We start from the raw sequence: 17,369 nt of genomic DNA, 5'->3' as shown, positions 1-17,369 counted from the left end.
GAGAACGCGCCTGTTCCAGGCCGGTCAGCACGATGAATCGCTATCCCTGGTGGAAGTACCTGATCCTCGCCATCTCCGTGGTGGTGGGCCTGCTGTACACCTTGCCCAACTTCTTCGGCGAGGCGCCGGCCGTGCAGGTCTCCAGCGGCCGGGCCACCCTCAAGGTCGATGCCAGCCTGGTGCCTCGGGTGGAGCAGGCGGTGCGTTCCGCCGGTCTGACCCCGGATTTCGTGCAGCTCGAAGGCACCTCGGTGCGGGCCCGTCTGGCGGACACGGACGCCCAGCTCAAGGCGCGGGACGCCATCGTCAAGGCGCTCAACCCCGATCCGGCCGATGCGTCGTACATCGTCGCGCTGAACCTGGTCTCGCGCTCGCCGCAGTGGCTGACGAGCCTGCATGCGCTGCCGATGTACCTGGGTCTGGACCTGCGTGGCGGCGTGCATTTCCTGATGCAGGTCGACATGGCGGCCGCGCTGACCAAGAAGACCGAGTCCCTGTCCACCGATGTGCGCACGCTGCTGCGCGACAAGTCGATCCGCCACAGCGGCATCCAGCGCAGCGGCGACACGGTCGAGGTGCGCCTGCGCGACCGCGACACGCTGGACAAGGCCCGCATCGCCCTGTCGGAAGCCCAGCCGGACATGCTCTGGACTGAAGGCACCGACCCGGCCGAGCCGAAGCTCACGGGCCGCATCAAGCCCGAAGCCGTGCGCAATGTGCAGCAGCAGGCGCTGACGCAGAACATCAACACCCTGCACAACCGCATCAACGAGCTGGGCGTGTCCGAGCCGGTGATCCAGCAGCAGGGCGCGGACCGCGTGGTCGTGCAGCTGCCGGGCGTGCAGGACGTGGCCAAGGCCAAGGACATCATCGGCCGCACCGCGACGCTCGAAGTCCGCATGGTCGACGACAGCGCCGAAGCGCAGGCGGCATTGACGGGCGGTGGCCCGGTCCCGTTTGGCACCGAGCGTTTCATGGAGCGCGGCGGCGTGCCCATCATCGTCAAGCGCCAGGTCGTGCTGACCGGCGAGAACCTGACCGACGCCCAGGCCGGCTTCGACGAGACGCAGCAGCCGGCGGTGCACCTTTCGCTCGACGCCCGTGGCTCGCGCATCTTCCGCGACGTGACGCGCGAGAGCATCGGCAAGCGCATGGCCATCCTGCTGTTCGAGAAGGGCAAGGGCGAGGTCGTGACCGCGCCGGTGATCCGCTCGGAAATCGGCGGCGGGCGGGTGCAGATCTCGGGCTCGATGACGCCGACGGAGTCGGCCGACACCGCGCTGCTGCTGCGTGCGGGTTCGCTGGCGGCGCCGATGGAGATCATCGAGGAGCGTCTGATCGGCCCGAGCCTGGGCGCCGAGAACATCGCCAAGGGCTTCGACAGCGTGCTGTACGGATTCGTCGCCATCGCCATCTTCATGTGCGCCTACTACATGCTGTTCGGCGTGTTCTCGACGCTGGCGCTGGCGGTGAACCTGCTGCTGCTGGTGGCGATGCTGTCGATGCTGCAGGCCACGCTGACCTTGCCGGGCATCGCCGCCATCGCGCTGGTGCTGGGCATGGCGATCGACGCCAACGTGCTGATCAACGAGCGTGTGCGCGAGGAACTGCGTGCGGGCACTTCACCGCAGATGGCCATCCACCTGGGCTACGAGCGGGCCTTCGCGACGATTCTCGACTCCAACATCACGACCCTGATCGCCGGCGTGGCGCTGCTGGCCTTCGGGTCGGGGCCGGTGCGCGGCTTCGCGGTGGTGCATTGCCTGGGCATCCTGACCTCGATGTTCTCGGCCGTGTTCTTCTCGCGCGGGCTGGTCAACCTCTGGTACGGGCGCAAGAAGAAGTTGCAGGGCGTCTCGATCGGGCAGGTCTGGAAACCGGCACCCAAGCCGGGCACCACCTCGGCCGTCACCGTCACCACCCCCAAGGCCTGACAGGAGCCCGCCATGGAATTCTTCCGCTTCCGGCGCGACATCCCGTTCATGCGGCATGCGCTGGTGTTCAACGTCATCTCCTTTGCCACCTTCGCGCTGGCGGTGTTCTTCCTGTTCACGCGCGGGCTGCACCTGTCGATCGAGTTCACGGGTGGCACGGTCATCGAGACCGAGTACGCCCAGAGCGCCGACATCGCCAAGGTGCGCACCACCGTCGAGGCGATGAACTTCGGCGAAGTGCAGGTGCAGAAGTTCGGCACGTCGCGCGATGTGCTGATCCGCCTGCCGCTGCGCGGCGATGTCAAGCAGTCCGATGTGGTCGGCCGGGTCTATGCACAGCTCTGTGCCGCCGAAGGTGGCCTGCTCAAGCCGGTGCAGACGACGACGTCCAAGGGCGAGACCGTCAGCCGCCAGGCCTGCGAAGTCGGCTCCGGCGCCACCGCGACCGAGCCGCTCAAGCTGACCCGCAGCGAGTTCGTCGGCCCGCAGGTCGGCAAGGAACTGGCCGAGGACGGCTTGATGGCACTCGGCTTCGTGGTCGTCGGCATCATGATCTACTTGGCGATCCGCTTCGAGTGGAAGTTCGCCGTCGCCGCGATCATCGCCAACCTGCACGACGTCATCATCATCCTGGGCTTCTTCGCCTTCTTCCAGTGGGAGTTCTCGCTGGCGGTGCTGGCGGCGGTGCTGGCGGTGCTGGGCTACTCGGTCAACGAGTCGGTGGTGATCTTCGACCGGATCCGCGAGGCCTTCCGCAAGTTCCGCAAGATGACCACGCCCGAGGTGATCGACCACGCCATCACCAGCACGATGAGCCGCACGATCATCACGCACGGCTCGACGCAGATGATGGTGCTGTCGATGCTGCTGTTCGGTGGCCCGACCCTGCACTACTTCGCGCTGGCGCTGACGATCGGCATCCTGTTCGGCATCTATTCGTCGGTGTTCGTGGCCGCGGCCATCGCGATGTGGCTGGGGGTCAAGCGGGAGGATCTGATCAACCCCAATGTGCGCAAGGACCAGGATCCGAACGACCCGAATTCCGGTGCCGTGGTCTGACGGATGCCATGCAGGGCTGGTGTAGAGTAGACGGTTCTTTCATCTTCTGATCCGTTCGCACGGACTCCGGCTCCACACCCATGGCCTCCGCTGCTGCCCCGTCCTCGGTTCTTGCTGCGCAGGCCCGCCGCCTCTACTGCGACCAGGTGTCGCGTGCCCTGGGCCGCACGGTGCGCAACGTCATCGACCGCCTGCGCGAGCAGTGCACGCAGGTCAGTCCGCCGGACGTGACACTGCGGCGACGCGACCTGCTGGTCGATCTGCCACGGCAATCCGCGGCATGGCAGCAATCCTTCGCCGCCTTCCTGGCCGCCGTGCTCGCCGGCCATCCTGCGCCGACGCACGGCGCACGTCCGACCGCGACCCGTGCCGGCGAACTGGCGCTGGTCGACGACTCCACGATCGATCTGGAGATCCTCGTGTCGCGGATGGCGCTGGCCATGATGGACAAGGCGAGCTGGGAGTTCTCGGATCTGCGTTTCCGCATGGGTTCGCTCGACCGGCGCGACGAAATGGATCCGCATGACGTCCTGCGTCCGCATGCCCTGGCGCGTGCTGCGGTGGACAGCTGGCGCACGGTGGGCCTGTCGGTCGACCACTGGAAGCTGGTGCAGGCGCTGCTGCACGAGGAATTCGCTGCGCTGGTGCATGAGGCTTACCACGAGACCAACCGCTGGCTGATCGGCCAGGGGGTGTGTCCTGAAGTCAATCTGCGCCAGTTCATCCGGCGCAGCCGCGATGTCGGACCGGCTCCCGCCCAGCCGGCTGCAGGCGGCGGTGGCAGTGGTGGCGGCAGTGGTGGTGCATCGGCCGGCACACGCGCCACACCCGGAGGTTCGGCGGGTGGTGGTGGGGGCGGCGCAGGGGGTGGCAGTCATGCCGCACAGGTCGTGCCGAGGGGCGAGAGGTTCCCTTCGCCGCAGAGTGTGCAGCCGCGCGTGGAGTCGGGCGTGCGTGCCGGGACGGCGGCGGGGGGTTACCAGGGCATGACGCCTGAAAACGCCCACCAGTACGCTCCGACTGCCCTGGCGGGCCTGGGGCGTTCCGGCGGTGGGGGTGGTGGTGGCGCTGGTGGCGGTGCCGCAGAGCCCGGCCTGACCGGGCGCGGCGATGTGCAGGAAGAGACCCGCATGATGACCCGCTCACCGGGCTTGCTGCGCAGTGTCGAGCAGGCTGAGGCTGTGCTGGGCCGCCTGAACCGCCTGGTGTCGCGCCAGGTGCCCGATTTCTACAGCTCGACCATCGCCCAGCCGCATCCGCCCGCATCACCCGGCCTGCGTGCGGCGATCAACGAGGTGCAGGCCGCCGTGCAGCACCGCTTCGCACCGGGTCCGGATGCTGCCGGCCAGGTGCCGGTGCTGTCGCAGTCGGCGGTGGTCAGCACGCCGGGACTGCTGCAGGAGCTGCAGGCCCGCAAGGCCACCCTCAAGCAGGCGGCGACCACGCCGGTCGAGCGCGCCACGATCGAGGTGGTCGCACTCATGTTCCAGAGCCTGCTCACCGAGGAGCGCATCCCGGCGTCCGTGCGGGTCTGGTTCGCGCGCCTGCAGATGCCGGTGCTGCGGGTGGCCATTGCCGAGCCGGATTTCTTCGCCACCATCGACCATCCTGCGCGCAAGCTGATCGACCGCATGGGCGCCTGCGTGATGGGCTTCGAGGTGGGCAGCGCGGGTGTGAGCGAACCGATGGAGCGCGAGATCAAGCGGGTCGTGCAGGTGGTCGAGGCCTATCCCGACACCGGCCGGCGTGTGTTCCAGACCGTGCTGACCGAGTTCGAGCGCTTCCTGGAGGATTACTTCAAGTCGGCGCATCTGGCGGCGAGCAAGGGCGTGTCGCTTGCCCAGCAGATCGAGCAGCGCGAGACGCTGGCGATCCAGTACACGATCGAGCTGCGCAAGATGCTCAACGAGGTGCCGGTGCACGACGGCGTGCGCGAGTTCCTGTTCCACGTCTGGGCCGATGTGCTGGCGACGACGGCGGTCAAGTCCGGTCAGGCAAGCGAGCCGACCAAGGCCATGCACAAGGTGGCCGCCGAGCTGATCTGGCTGGCCAGCGCCAAGGTCTCGCGCGAGGAACGGTCGGATGCCTTGCGCCGCCTGTCGCCGCTGCTGAAGAAGCTGCGCGAAGGCATGGCGTCGGCGGGCGTGCCCCTGCCGCGGCAGGACGAGTACCAGCAGTCGATCAGCAATGCCCTGCAGGCCGCGTTCTCGGCCCGCACCGCCACCATCCCCACCGAGCGCCTCAACGAGCTGATGATGCAGCTGGAGACGCTGGAGGACATGCTGCCCGACGTCGGCCACATCGAGATCGACGAGTCGATGGTGCGCGACCTCTCCGGGCACGAGACCAAGGATCTGGAAGTGGTGGCCGAAGGGGGCTCGATGCCCACGCCGGCGATGGTCGCCTGGTCGAACAACCTGAGCGTGGGCAGCTGGTTCCGGCTGGACTACCGCGACACCATGGCCAATGTGCAGCTCGCCTGGCAGGGCTCGCGCAAGCAGTTCAGCCTGTTCGTGTCGCCACAGGGGCGCGGCATCCTGTTCCAGAAACACCGTCTGGCGGCTTTCCTGCAGGCCGGCTTGCTGGTGCCGGTGGAAGAGGAGTCGCTGACCGTGCGCGCCACGCGCGATGCGCTGGCCAAGCTCGACGCCGATCCGGGGCGCCTGCTGCACTGAGCGACCGCCTCAGTTCAATGTATCAGCCGGTCCTCGGCATCGACGAACAGCTCGTCGAGGATCAGTGCATCGGGCTCTTCGCCGATGCTCCAGAACACCATCAGCACGATGATCTTCAGGTCTTCGAGCGCCAGCGCCCCGGTGGTGGCCATCGCCCGGTCGACGGCGATCTCGCGCATGGGCGCCGGCAGCACGCCCGCCGACTCCAGAAAGCTCAGGAAGGCGATCGATGCGGTGCCCAGGTGGTCCTGCTCCGCGGGGGTATAGACACGCAGGGACAGGGGGCTCTGTGCCTTGGCCTGCGATTCGGCGACGTTGGCCAGGCCGTCCAGCCAGCTCAGTGCGTCCTCGATCTCGTCACTCTCGAAGCCCACCGAGGTGAGCTTGCGGGACAGCTGGGCGTGCTCCGGACAAGCGTCTGGGCGCCAGTAGTTTTCGTAGAGATAGACAAGGACGTCGAACATCGGACCACTATACCTGAGCGTTCCCGGCGGCACCGGCGTGCACAGGATCTGTGTCCACGCCCTGTGTGCACGGAATCACGCGCTCGATTGACGCTGGAACAGCTGGCCCGGCAGGCGCACGACCTGGTTGGACAGCTCCAGCTCCAGCAGCCGGATGCTGAGTTCCGCAGTCGGCTGGCCGGTGCGGGCCTGCAGGGCGTCGAGCGTGGTGGCGGTCCAGCCCAGTGCGGTCAGCAGCGGGTCTTCCGGCGTGGTGTCGTCGGGCGGGGTCTGGTCGGCGGCCGTGCCTGTGCGGGGCGCGCTGGCCGTGGTGGTGCCCCAGCGCAGTTCGTCCAGGATGTCCTGGGTGGTCTCGACCAGCTTGGCGCCTTCCTTGATCAGCTTGTGGCAGCCCTTGACCTGCGGGCTGTGGATGGAGCCGGGGATGGCGAACACCTCCCGCCCGCATTCCATCGCCAGCCGCGCCGTGATGAGCGAGCCGGACTGCAGCGCCGCCTCGACCACCAGCGTGCCGCGGCCCAGGCCGGCGATCAGGCGGTTGCGCTGCGGGAAGTGCGGCGCCAGCGGCGGGGTGCCGAGGACGTGCTCGGACAGCATCAGCCCTTCGGTGGCGATGCGCCCGGCGAGGGCGTGGTGCTGGCGGGGATAGACCCGGTCCAGCCCGGTGCCGACGATGGAGATCGTGCCCGACGGGCCGCTCAGCGCGCCTTCGTGCGCGGCGCCGTCGATCCCTTGCGCCAGCCCGGAGACGACGACCATCCCGGCCTCGCTGAGTGCGGCCGCGAACTGGAAGGCGTTGTCCGCCCCTTGCGGCGTCGGGTGGCGGCTGCCGACGATGGCCAGCGCATCGACGCCCAGCAGCGCCAGCCGGCCCCGTGCATGCAGCACCAGCGGGGGATCGGCCAGTTCCATCCAGGGCTGCGGATACGCCGGATCTCCCAGCACCAGCAGGTGGCAGTCGGGCTGCTGCAGCCACTGGACCGTGCGCTCCACCAGCGCGTCGTGGCCTTCCGGTGCCTGGGCCAGGGCCTCGCAGACCTTGTGGCCATCGAGCACCTCGCGCCAGGCGGCCGGCGAGGCCTCGAAGATCTCCCGCGGTCCGCCAAAGGCCCGCAGCAGGCGCCGGGCACGCTGGCGGCCGATGCCCGGTGTTTCCAGCAGGCGCAGCCAGGCGGCGAGTTCGTCGGTGGGCAGCACGGTCCTGTCCGCCATCACGGAGGGGTGAACCGGTCGCCGCGTCGCACGGCGGTCTCGGCGCTGAGGATCAGCGCGTACGACACCCGGTCGAAGACGCGGAAGACGAAGAGCTGGCCGTGTGCCTCGTCGGGCAGCTTCAGCGTGGTCTTCAGCGGATCGGCCTTGTCCGGCACCCGCTCGCCGGCCCGCAGCACCGCCAGCACATGGCCGCGCTCCACGCCGTCACGCGCGCCGCGGTTGAGCGCCACGATCTGGTGCTGGCCTGCAGACAGGCCGTCGCCATAGATCGACACGACATGCCCCTCGATCGGCTGGCTCGGCGCGTGGGGCACGTAGTTGCGGTTGTCGCGGATGGGGGCCTGCACGATGCGGTCGCCGATGCTGGCCTCCTGGCGCAGGGAACTCAGCACGAAGGTGGCCGGCACGATTTCCGTGGCGCCCTTGGCGTCGGTCTGCGTCGTGCCGGGGCGCACGTATTCGGCGTTGCCGACAAACGCGGCCTCATGGCCCAGGATGTCGCCGCTGACCGGATCGCGCAGCGGGCGTGCCTCGCGGAAGACGCGCCAGTCCCGGGTGGCTGGCAGTTCACCGCGCACATAGGCGGTGTCGCCGCGGCTGAGCAGCACCCGGCCTTCGCGTCCGGCGACGATGCGCGGCGCACGGGCCAGCGTGTCGCTGTCGAGCACGATGGCATCGTTCAGGAACGGCTCGATCAGGTGCAGCGGGATCGAGGCGATCGGGCCGAGATCGGCGTCACTGGCCCGCACCCGCGGCGAGAGCTTCACCGTGCCCCCCCCGCCACCGACCACCAGACGCGCCCGGCCGCCGCTCTTGACCAGATTCAGCACCTGACCGGGGTAGATCAGGTGCGGATTGCGGATCTCCTGCAGGTTCATGCCCCACAGCTCCGGCCAGCGCCACGGGCTGCGCAGGAACAGCTTCGAGATGTCCCACAGCGTGTCGCCGCGCTTGACGGTGTAGCTTTCGGGCGCGTTGGGCGCCAGCTCCGACAAGGGCACACCGGCTTCGGCGACTTTCTGCGCCGTGCCCCGCTGGGCGCCGGTGATTGGATAATCGGGGAATGCGTGGGCCGCCGGGATGGGCAGACCGAGCAGTGCGAGGGTCAGGAGGCTTGCCGCTGCGGCGCCTGCGCGCTGGACGGGGGCAAGCTGGCCGTGGGACAGGGTCATGGAGCGCGTCTCCGTGCGCTGACCCGGCGGGCCCGCGCGAAACTCATCGATCAATCTCATAAATTCTGCCCCTAAAACGACGGTGACGTTGTCCCCGAATCACAACTTTCACGCTGCGGCACTGTCTTGTGCCGACCCGCGCCATGAGCCTGCTGACCATACTTCGCTATCCCGATCCCCGCCTGAACAAGGTCGCCAAGCCTGTCACGACGTTCGATGACCGCCTGCGCCGGCTGGTCGACGACATGTTCGAGACGATGTACAAGGCCCGCGGCATCGGACTGGCCGCCACGCAGGTCGATGTGCATGAGCGGCTGATTGTCATCGACGCATCGGAAGACAAGACCGATCAGCTCGTTTTGATCAATCCCGTCATCATCGCGCACAGCGCGGAACGTGTCGTCAGCGACGAGGGCTGTCTGTCGGTGCCGAGCATCTACGACAAGGTCGAACGATTCGAGAAGGTGACCGTGGAAGCCCTCGACCGCCACGGTGCGCCCTACACCTTCGAGGCCGAAGGGCTGCTGTCCACCTGCGTGCAGCACGAGATGGACCACCTGATGGGCAAGGTCTTCGTCGAATACCTGTCGCCCCTGAAGCGCAACCGCATCCGCAGCAAGATGATCAAGCGCAGCCGCGAAGACGAGGACGAGGCATGAGCGAGCCCGCGCTGCGCGTCGGCTTTGCCGGGACGCCCGAGTTCGCTGCCGAGGCGCTGCAGGCGGTTCTGGCGGCGGGGTACACCGTGCCGCTGGTGCTGACGCAGCCGGACCGCCCGGCCGGCCGTGGCATGAAGCTGCAGCCCTCGGCGGTGAAGCAGTGCGCGCTGCAGCACGGCCTGCCGGTGGCGCAGCCGACCAGCCTGAAGCTCGACGGCCGCTATCCGGACGAAGCCGCGGCCGCCCGCGAGGTGTTGCAGGCCGGGCAGCTTGACGTGCTGGTGGTCGCGGCCTACGGGCTGATCCTGCCGCAGTGGGTGCTCGACCTTCCGCGCCTGGGCTGCCTGAACATCCACGGCTCGCTGCTGCCGCGCTGGCGCGGCGCGGCGCCGATCCACCGCGCCATCGAGGCCGGCGACGCCGACACCGGCATCACCATCATGCAGATGGACGCCGGGCTGGACACCGGCGACATGCTGCTGGTCGCCCGCGAGCCGATCCGTTCGGACGACACCACCGCCGTGCTGCATGACCGGCTTGCCGCGCTCGGCGGCGGGTTAATCGTCGAGGCGCTGGCCCTGGCCGCCTGCGGCGGCCTGACCGCCACGCCGCAGCCCGCCGAGGGCGTCACCTACGCCCACAAGATCGACAAGAAGGAGGCCGCGCTCGACTGGACGCTGCCCGCCGAGGCGCTGGCGCGGCGCGTGCGGGCCTTCGACTCCTTTCCCGGCGCGAGCTTCAGCCGCGGCGGCGAGGTAGTGAAGGTCTGGCAAGCGCATGCCGTGGACGGGCAGGGTGTGCCGGGCGCTGTGCTGTCGGTGGACGGGGAGGGCGATGGCATCGTCGTCGCCTGCGGCGCGGGAGCCCTCGCGTTGACCAGCCTGCAGCGGCCCGGCGGACGGCGCCAGCCGGTGCGCGAATTCCTGCGGGGCTGCGCTGTCGGCCTCGGCGAACAGCTGGGCTGAGAGGGCGCGCCGCTCAAGTCGCGCGGCGCGGCGACGATAGCGCTGGGGACCACTCCCGAGTTCCGCCATGCGCCACCCTGTCCCTGCCATCGCCTTCGCCCTGATCGCCTCCGGCTTGCTGGCAGGCTGCGACCAGCTGGGCATCGAATCCGCCAGCGCCACCCAGGCCCGCACCGAGGCCGATGCCAAGGCCATCGGCAGCGCCTGCCGCCACGCCCTGCGCGCCATCGAGGACTGCTACACCCTCAACCCCAAGGCGGAAAAGGCGGCGGTCTACGCGGGCTGGCGCGAGATGGACGAGTACATGCGCGAGAACAAGCTCGAAGGTGTGGCGCCCGTGGTCCCCCGGCCTGATCCCGCAGGCAAGAAGAAACCCCCTCCGGTTGACGAAGAAGTCATCGACGAGCCGAAGGAGACCCCGGCCAAGGGCCACGCCAAGCCCGCGCACTGACCCCGGGCGATGGGAGAATGCCGGGATGTCCAGTCCCGGCGCCGATTCCTCTGCAGCGCTGATCCCGCGCCTGCTTGCACTCTTCCGGCATCCGGAGGGGCAGCGCGGCGTGCGCGACATGCTGCCGATGGTCCCCGGCATGGCCGCCTGGGGCCTGGTCACCGGCGTGGCGATGGTCAAGAGCGGGCTGGACCCGTGGCTGGCGCTGCTGATGTCGCTGACGGTGTTCGCGGGCTCGTCGCAACTCGCCGCGCTGCCGCTGATCGCCACCGGCGCGCCGATCTGGGTCGTGCTGCTGACCGCCTGCATCGTCAACCTGCGCTTCGTCATCTACAGCGCGCAGTGGCGCTGGTACTTCGGCCACCTGCCGCGTGGCCAGCGCGTGGCGCTGAGCTACCTCGCCGCCGACATCAACTACGCCCTGTTCATCAAGGCCTGGCCCGAGCCTGAACCGCGCCCCGGCCAGATCGAATATTTCGTCAGCGGCGCCGTGGTGGTCTGGGTCGGCTGGCAGATCCCGTCGATCGTCGGCATCGTGCTCGCCGACGTCATCCCGCCCGCGTGGGGCCTCGGCTTCGCGGGCACGCTGGCGCTGATCGGGCTGACCTGCTCGCTGCTGGTGGACCGTGCGACGTGGATCTGCGCGGCGGTGGCGGCGCTGGCGGCGGTGGCGGCGTATGCCTTGCCGTACAAGCTGCACATCGTCGTCGCGGTGGCGGCGGCCGTCGCGGCGGGGCTGCTGATGGAGCGGCCGGGCGGCGGCGGTGGGCGGCTGGCGGCGGCGCGGAGGTCGGCGTCATGAACACCTAGGAAGCCGCGCTCACCATCGTCGGCCTGGCGCTGGTCACCGTGCTGACGCGCAGCCTGCTGATGCTGCCGCGCGAGGAGGTGCCGATTCCCGCCTGGGCCAAGCGGGCGCTGAAGTACGCGCCGCTGGCCGCGCTGGTGGCGATCGTGGTGCCCGAGGTGCTGCTGACCCGCGGCGTGCTGATCGGGACGCTGGCGGACGCGCGGCTGATCGGCGCGGCGGTCGGGCTGGCGTATTACTTCTGGAAGCGCGGCATCCTCGGCACCATCGTGACCGGCATGCTCGTGTTCCTGCCGCTGCGCATCGGCCTGGGCTGGTAGCGCGAAGAATTCTTCTCTTGTCGTCTTGTCGATTTACCGTTCTTCCCGTTTTCCCCTTTCACATCAAGGAGTTATCCACATGAATGTCCTCCGCCTCCAAGACCTGATTGCCGCCGGCAAGATCGCTGGCCAGCGCGTGTTCATCCGCGCCGACCTGAACGTGCCGCAGGACGACGCCGGCCACATCACCGAAGACACCCGCATCCGCGCCTCGATCCCCTGCATCGAGATGGCGCTGAAGGCTGGCGCCGCCGTGATGGTCACCAGCCACCTGGGCCGCCCGACCGAGGGCGAGTTCAAGCCCGCCGACTCGCTGGCGCCGGTCGCCGCGCGCATGGGCGAGCTGATGGGGCGCGAGATCCCGGTCGTCGCGAACTGGGTGGACGGCGTGGACGTGGCGCCGGGCCAGCTCGTGATGCTGGAAAACTGCCGCCTGAACAAGGGCGAGAAGAAGAACAAGGAAGAGCTGGCGCAGAAGATGGCCGCGCTGTGCGACGTGTTCGTGCACGACGCCTTCGGCACCGCGCACCGCGCTGAAGCCTCGACCTACGGCATCGCCCAGTTCGCCAAGGTCGCCTGCGCCGGCCCGCTGCTGGCCGCCGAGATCGACGCGATCAGCAAGGCGCTGGCCAACCCGAAGCGCCCGCTGGTGGCGATCGTCGCTGGCTCGAAGGTGAGCACCAAGCTGACCATCCTGAAGGCGCTGTCGGCCAACGTGGACGGCCTGATCGTCGGCGGCGGCATCGCCAACACCTTCATGCTGGCGGCCGGTCTGAAGATCGGCAAGTCGCTGGCCGAGCCGGACCTGGTGGGTGAGGCCGCGGCCGTGATCGAGGCGATGAAGGCGCGTGGCGCGGCGGTGCCGATCCCGGTGGATGTCGTCTGCGCCAAGACCTTCTCGCCGACGGCCGAAGCCACCGTCAAAGCCGCCACCGACGTGGCCGACGACGACCTGATCCTCGACATCGGCCCGCAGACCGCCGCCATCCTCGCCGCGCAGCTCAAGGCCGCCGGCACCATCGTGTGGAACGGCCCGGTCGGCGTGTTCGAGTTCGAAGCCTTCTCGCACGGCACGGAAACGGTCGCCCGCGCGGTGGCCGAGAGCGCAGCGTTCTCGATCGCGGGTGGTGGCGACACGCTGGCGGCGATTGCCAAGTACGGGATCGAGAAGGACGTGGGCTATATCTCGACCGGCGGCGGGGCGTTCCTCGAAGTGCTGGAGGGGAAGACGTTGCCGGCGTTTGAGATTTTGGCGAAGCGGGCTGCGGGGTGAACTTTTGCTTGGAATCTGACTAGGATCTTAGGTAATAAAGTACGGCCACAGTGATGTGGCCGATTCGGTTACCTCCGCGTAGACGGTTAGCGTCCTAGTACAGACAACTGCCCGGTTTTGAGCTTTGTTGTATAAAGTTTTTGTCATTTACTGAATCGGCAGCGCAATTAGGACTTACGCAAAAGAAACTTTCAAACTCAACTGAGTTTTGAGTGCCATATTCTGATCCATGGATTGATCCGGCACCCGATGTGCACTGAAATATCTTGTTTCAACTGGCTGTTCGGATTCATTAAATATGCCTACAATTGGCTTGCCTCAACTCAACAGGAGCCATGATGAAGCCGACAAGACGCGACTACTGTCAGTTTCTGATCTCCACCCAGACCAACTATACCCAAACCTACTTCGCCGACCATCACCCGCATTTCTCGCATGACGCCATCAACCGTTACCTGCAAGACGAAAACATAACGCCTGCCATCGTCTGGGAGCAGGTGGAGAAATCCATCGAACCTGATCCGAACGCTTTCTTGCTGTTCGACGACAGCGTCTCGGACAAGAACCACTCCCATGCGATCGAGCTGGTGCGGCGGCAGTACAGCGGCAATGCCCATGGCCTGATCAAGGGCATCGGTGTGGTCAACTGCTTGTACGTCAACCCCCGCAGCGGTCGCTACTGGATCATCGACTGGCGAGTGTTCGCCCCGCAGGTGGACCACAAGACCAAGCTCCAGCACGTCCAGGAGATGTTCGACGAGGCCATGACGGGCAAGAAGCTGCCATTCCGCGTGGTGCTGATGGACTCCTGGTACGCCACCAAGGAGCTGATGGTGCACATCCATCGTGCGGGCAAGATCTTCTACTGCCCGCTCAAGAGCAATCGCCTGGTCGATGACAGTCAGGCGCAGGCGCCCTATCAGGCCGTCAGTGAGTTGCAGTGGAGCGACCAAGGCGCCGCGCACGGCAAGCTCGTCAAGGTGAACAAGTTTCCAGGCAGCCTCAAGGTCAAGCTGTTTCGGGTGGCGACGGGAAACGGTCGCACGGAATGGGTGGTGACCAATGATCTGGAACAGACTTCGGTGGACGACACGCGAGAGATCTGCGCGATCAGGTGGAAGATCGAGCAGTATCACCGGGAGGTCAAGCAGGTGCTGGGCATGGAGAAATGCCAGTGTCGATCTGCCAGGGCGCAGAGGAATCACATTGCCTGTGTCATCTTGGCGTGGAACCATCTGTCCGCGCTGGCCAGAGACATGAGGACGAATATCTACAGCATCAAGAAGGCGATGATGTCGAATTACATGCGGCAGGAAATAGCTCGACCGTCAGTGCCGATGGCGTACATTTGAGATGGCTACAAAAGTCCAAGCTCTGTGCTAACTGAGTTCAACTTGCGTAAGTCCTAGCAATAATTCCACAGGGTACTCTGTGGCTCTTAACGTTACCTTCGCATCGGCCCGTTTGGATAAAAATGAACGAATCAACTGCCGCTACTGAAATAGGACTTACGCAAGTTGAACTCAGTTAGCACAGAGCTTGGACTTTTGTAGCCATCTCAAATGTACGCCATCGGCACTGACGGTCGAGCTATTTCCTGCCGCATGTAATTCGACATCATCGCCTTCTTGATGCTGTAGATATTCGTCCTCATGTCTCTGGCCAGCGCGGACAGATGGTTCCACGCCAAGATGACACAGGCAATGTGATTCCTCTGCGCCCTGGCAGATCGACACTGGCATTTCTCCATGCCCAGCACCTGCTTGACCTCCCGGTGATACTGCTCGATCTTCCACCTGATCGCGCAGATCTCTCGCGTGTCGTCCACCGAAGTCTGTTCCAGATCATTGGTCACCACCCATTCCGTGCGACCGTTTCCCGTCGCCACCCGAAACAGCTTGACCTTGAGGCTGCCTGGAAACTTGTTCACCTTGACGAGCTTGCCGTGCGCGGCGCCTTGGTCGCTCCACTGCAACTCACTGACGGCCTGATAGGGCGCCTGCGCCTGACTGTCATCGACCAGGCGATTGCTCTTGAGCGGGCAGTAGAAGATCTTGCCCGCACGATGGATGTGCACCATCAGCTCCTTGGTGGCGTACCAGGAGTCCATCAGCACCACGCGGAATGGCAGCTTCTTGCCCGTCATGGCCTCGTCGAACATCTCCTGGACGTGCTGGAGCTTGGTCTTGTGGTCCACCTGCGGGGCGAACACTCGCCAGTCGATGATCCAGTAGCGACCGCTGCGGGGGTTGACGTACAAGCAGTTGACCACACCGATGCCCTTGATCAGGCCATGGGCATTGCCGCTGTACTGCCGCCGCACCAGCTCGATCGCATGGGAGTGGTTCTTGTCCGAGACGCTGTCGTCGAACAGCAAGAAAGCGTTCGGATCAGGTTCGATGGATTTCTCCACCTGCTCCCAGACGATGGCAGGCGTTATGTTTTCGTCTTGCAGGTAACGGTGTACGTATTCAGCCCCCCGGCATTGACAACATCGTCAAGCCGGTGAAGTCCGGGTAGCGCGCGGAGCGAGCGAGGCGGAGAGTGCTGGGATGGACCAACCCGAAGCCCCTGGCCGTGAGGCCACCGCAGTGCCGAACAAGCCCGAGACGCTGGAGCAATGCCACGCGGTGATCGAGCAGATGGGGCAGGAGCTGGCGAAGCTGCGCGAGCAGGTCAGTGCGCTGCTGGACAAGAAGCTGAACTCACGCAACTCGTCGAAGCCGCCATCGTCGGACGGGCCGGGGGACAGCGGCAACCGGGCACAACGCCGGACCAGCGGCCGGGTGCGGGGCGCGCAGCCTGGGCACAAGGGCACGTACCGGGCGCTGCTGGCGGAGTCCGAGGTGGACGTGATCCACGACTGCCCGCCGCCTGCGGCATGCGAGTGTGGCGGTCCGGTGGCGGCGGGGCGGCCGATACGGCACCAGGTGTTCGACGTGCCGGCACAGGTGAAGGCCGAGGTGCAGGAGTACCGGCTGTACCACGGGGTGTGCGGGCACTGCCGCAAGACACACGCATCGGTGTTGCCGGCGGGGGTGCCGCGCGGACAGATCGGGCCGAGGGCGCTGGCCCTGGTGGGGCTGCTGGGCACGGCGTACCACCTGACGCAGCCCAAGATCCGGGATCTGCTGGCGCAGGTGCTGGGGGTGCGGTTCAGCGTGGGGGCGATCTCGCAGGCGCACGGGCTGGTGGCGCAGGCGTTGAAGGAGCCGGTGCAGGCGGCGGTGAAGACGCTGGCCGCAGCGCCGGTGGTGCATGTGGACGAGACCAGCTACGCGCGAGAAGGCGCGGGGCGGCACTGGGTGTGGACGGTGACGCAGCCCAAGCTGGTGGTGTACCAGCTCTGGTCTTCGCGGGCGCGCTACGTGGCCAAGGAGATGCTGGGCGAGAGCCCGAAGGCCAAGCTGGTCACGGACCGCTATGCGGTGTACGACTGGGTGGACGCCGCGCAGCGGCAGGTGTGCTGGGCGCACCTGCTGCGGGACTTCACGCGCATCAGTCAACGTGCGGGGCAGGCCGGACGGATCGGGCGCCGACTGCTGGGGCTGGGCTATGTGCTGTTCCGGCGCTGGCACCGCAAGGACCAGCAGGTCGCCGCGCAGATGGCGCAGGTGCAGCACCACGTGCGCCGGGCGCTGGAGCGCGGCATCGCCGGCGCCTGCCAGCGCACCGCACTGACCTGCGCCAACGTGCTCAAGCTCTGGCCGGCGCTGTGGACGTTCGTGAGCGACGCGGCCGTGCCGCCGACCAACAACGCCGCCGAGCAGGCGCTGCGCACCATCGTGCTCAAGCGCAAGATCTCGGGGCTGACGAGATCACGCCGGGGCGAGGAGTTCATCGCCCGGGGCTACACGGTGGTGGAGAGCTGCAAGCGCCAGGGCCGTGATGCGCTGGCGTATCTGCGTCAGGCGATGCAGGCGCACTTCACCGGTGGTCTGGCGCCCTCGCTGGTGCCCTCGGGCTGAGTGCGTGGCCGCAGGCTCGGTCCTGCGGTCCTTCAGGTCATCTTCGAACTCGCGCTGCGTCCTTCTCGACGCGGCGTGCCCAGGGCTTTGCGGGTGTCAATACCGGGGGGCTGAATACGTACGGTAACGGTTGATGGCGTCATGCGAGAAATGCGGGTGATGGTCGGCGAAGTAGGTTTGGGTATAGTTGGTCTGGGTGGAGATCAGAAACTGACAGTAGTCGCGTCTTGTCGGCTTCATCATGGCTCCTGTTGAGTTGAGGCAAGCCAATTGTAGGCATATTTAATGAATCCGAACAGCCAGTTGAAACAAGATATTTCAGTGCACATCGGGTGCCGGATCAATCCATGGATCAGAATATGGCACTCAAAACTCAGTTGAGTTTGAAAGTTTCTTTTGCGTAAGT

14 protein-coding genes and 2 pseudogenes are annotated in these 17,369 nt (G+C 66.6%); 11 read left to right on the top strand and 5 right to left on the bottom strand.

Annotated elements, in window-relative coordinates; translation table 11 throughout:
• The first annotated feature begins 32 nt into the window (after nt 1-32).
• From secD to U5O44_RS21905, 3 genes are all read left to right on the top strand, one after another.
• Nucleotides 33-1,934 carry a protein translocase subunit SecD gene (gene secD / locus U5O44_RS21915; RefSeq protein ID WP_322590563.1) on the top strand — a complete coding sequence of 634 codons (1,902 nt, stop codon included), beginning with the start codon at nt 33-35 and terminating at the stop codon, nt 1,932-1,934.
• A gap of 12 nt (nt 1,935-1,946) precedes the next feature.
• The gene (secF, locus tag U5O44_RS21910; protein ID WP_322590562.1) at nt 1,947-2,993 is read left to right on the top strand and encodes a protein translocase subunit SecF; all 1,047 of its coding nucleotides are present in this window, start codon (nt 1,947-1,949) and stop codon (nt 2,991-2,993) included.
• 80 nt (nt 2,994-3,073) lie between these two features.
• Entirely contained in the window at nt 3,074-5,668 is a 2,595-nt protein-coding gene (locus U5O44_RS21905; RefSeq protein WP_322590561.1) for a DUF1631 family protein, read from the top strand.
• A 14-nt stretch (nt 5,669-5,682) separates the two neighbouring features.
• Here U5O44_RS21905 and U5O44_RS21900 read toward each other — a convergent pair whose 3' ends face one another.
• From U5O44_RS21900 to U5O44_RS21890, 3 genes are all read right to left on the bottom strand, one after another.
• Nucleotides 5,683-6,132 (bottom strand): Smg family protein, encoded by a 450-nt coding sequence (locus tag U5O44_RS21900; RefSeq protein ID WP_310462568.1) that lies wholly within the window; start codon nt 6,130-6,132, stop codon nt 5,683-5,685.
• 75 nt (nt 6,133-6,207) lie between these two features.
• A complete protein-coding gene (dprA, locus tag U5O44_RS21895) occupies nt 6,208-7,326 on the bottom strand; it encodes a DNA-processing protein DprA (protein WP_322590765.1) in 1,119 nt (372 codons plus the stop codon).
• 17 nt (nt 7,327-7,343) lie between these two features.
• The gene (locus tag U5O44_RS21890; protein ID WP_322590560.1) at nt 7,344-8,519 is read right to left on the bottom strand and encodes a LysM peptidoglycan-binding domain-containing protein; all 1,176 of its coding nucleotides are present in this window, start codon (nt 8,517-8,519) and stop codon (nt 7,344-7,346) included.
• Between the two features lie 143 nt (nt 8,520-8,662).
• Between U5O44_RS21890 and def the strand changes: the two genes are divergently transcribed.
• The 7 genes from def to U5O44_RS21855 all read left to right on the top strand — a co-directional run bounded on the left by def (nt 8,663) and on the right by U5O44_RS21855 (nt 14,347).
• Complete coding sequence (def, locus tag U5O44_RS21885; protein ID WP_322590559.1) at nt 8,663-9,178, top strand: peptide deformylase; 516 nt, start codon at nt 8,663-8,665, stop codon at nt 9,176-9,178.
• 11 nt (nt 9,179-9,189) lie between these two features.
• Nucleotides 9,190-10,143 carry a methionyl-tRNA formyltransferase gene (gene fmt / locus U5O44_RS21880; RefSeq protein ID WP_322590764.1) on the top strand — a complete coding sequence of 318 codons (954 nt, stop codon included), beginning with the start codon at nt 9,190-9,192 and terminating at the stop codon, nt 10,141-10,143.
• A 67-nt stretch (nt 10,144-10,210) separates the two neighbouring features.
• On the top strand, nt 10,211-10,594 hold the full coding sequence (locus U5O44_RS21875) for a hypothetical protein (protein ID WP_322590558.1): 384 nt from the start codon (nt 10,211-10,213) through the stop codon (nt 10,592-10,594).
• A 25-nt stretch (nt 10,595-10,619) separates the two neighbouring features.
• The gene (locus tag U5O44_RS21870; protein WP_416222228.1) at nt 10,620-11,396 is read left to right on the top strand and encodes an AzlC family ABC transporter permease; all 777 of its coding nucleotides are present in this window, start codon (nt 10,620-10,622) and stop codon (nt 11,394-11,396) included.
• A gap of 23 nt (nt 11,397-11,419) precedes the next feature.
• Nucleotides 11,420-11,722 (top strand): AzlD domain-containing protein, encoded by a 303-nt coding sequence (locus U5O44_RS21865; protein WP_322590762.1) that lies wholly within the window; start codon nt 11,420-11,422, stop codon nt 11,720-11,722.
• A 79-nt stretch (nt 11,723-11,801) separates the two neighbouring features.
• Nucleotides 11,802-12,995 carry a phosphoglycerate kinase gene (locus U5O44_RS21860; protein ID WP_322590557.1) on the top strand — a complete coding sequence of 398 codons (1,194 nt, stop codon included), beginning with the start codon at nt 11,802-11,804 and terminating at the stop codon, nt 12,993-12,995.
• 338 nt (nt 12,996-13,333) lie between these two features.
• Nucleotides 13,334-14,347: an IS701 family transposase gene (locus U5O44_RS21855; RefSeq protein ID WP_322586630.1), complete on the top strand. Its 1,014-nt coding sequence runs from the start codon at nt 13,334-13,336 to the stop codon at nt 14,345-14,347.
• A 206-nt stretch (nt 14,348-14,553) separates the two neighbouring features.
• On the opposite strand, the pseudogene U5O44_RS21850 reads toward U5O44_RS21855, so the two are convergent.
• Nucleotides 14,554-15,462, bottom strand: a pseudogene (locus U5O44_RS21850) (IS701 family transposase); the annotation flags it as partial.
• 85 nt (nt 15,463-15,547) lie between these two features.
• Between U5O44_RS21850 and tnpC the strand changes: the two are divergent.
• Entirely contained in the window at nt 15,548-16,963 is a 1,416-nt protein-coding gene (gene tnpC, locus U5O44_RS21845; RefSeq protein ID WP_322586439.1) for an IS66 family transposase, read from the top strand.
• Between the two features lie 123 nt (nt 16,964-17,086).
• Here tnpC and U5O44_RS21840 read toward each other — a convergent pair.
• Nucleotides 17,087-17,203, bottom strand: a pseudogene (locus tag U5O44_RS21840) (IS701 family transposase); the annotation flags it as partial.
• Nucleotides 17,204-17,369: the final 166 nt, after the last annotated feature.

Origin of the sequence: Sphaerotilus sp. (assembly GCF_034519685.1) — a bacterium.
Lineage (GTDB): Bacteria > Pseudomonadota > Gammaproteobacteria > Burkholderiales > Burkholderiaceae_C > Sphaerotilus.
This window is presented reverse-complemented; position numbering and strand designations above follow the sequence as displayed.

Coding starts and splice junctions, on each gene's coding strand:
- def (WP_322590559.1), top strand. CDS start 8,663: ATGAGCCTGCTGACCATACTTCGCTATCCCGATCCCCGCCTGAACAAG.
- U5O44_RS21870 (WP_416222228.1), top strand. CDS start 10,620: ATGTCCAGTCCCGGCGCCGATTCCTCTGCAGCGCTGATCCCGCGCCTG.
- U5O44_RS21900 (WP_310462568.1), bottom strand. CDS start 6,132: ATGTTCGACGTCCTTGTCTATCTCTACGAAAACTACTGGCGCCCAGAC.
- U5O44_RS21855 (WP_322586630.1), top strand. CDS start 13,334: ATGAAGCCGACAAGACGCGACTACTGTCAGTTTCTGATCTCCACCCAG.
- secF (WP_322590562.1), top strand. CDS start 1,947: ATGGAATTCTTCCGCTTCCGGCGCGACATCCCGTTCATGCGGCATGCG.
- tnpC (WP_322586439.1), top strand. CDS start 15,548: ATGGACCAACCCGAAGCCCCTGGCCGTGAGGCCACCGCAGTGCCGAAC.
- U5O44_RS21890 (WP_322590560.1), bottom strand. CDS start 8,519: ATGACCCTGTCCCACGGCCAGCTTGCCCCCGTCCAGCGCGCAGGCGCC.
- secD (WP_322590563.1), top strand. CDS start 33: ATGAATCGCTATCCCTGGTGGAAGTACCTGATCCTCGCCATCTCCGTG.
- U5O44_RS21905 (WP_322590561.1), top strand. CDS start 3,074: ATGGCCTCCGCTGCTGCCCCGTCCTCGGTTCTTGCTGCGCAGGCCCGC.
- U5O44_RS21875 (WP_322590558.1), top strand. CDS start 10,211: ATGCGCCACCCTGTCCCTGCCATCGCCTTCGCCCTGATCGCCTCCGGC.
- U5O44_RS21860 (WP_322590557.1), top strand. CDS start 11,802: ATGAATGTCCTCCGCCTCCAAGACCTGATTGCCGCCGGCAAGATCGCT.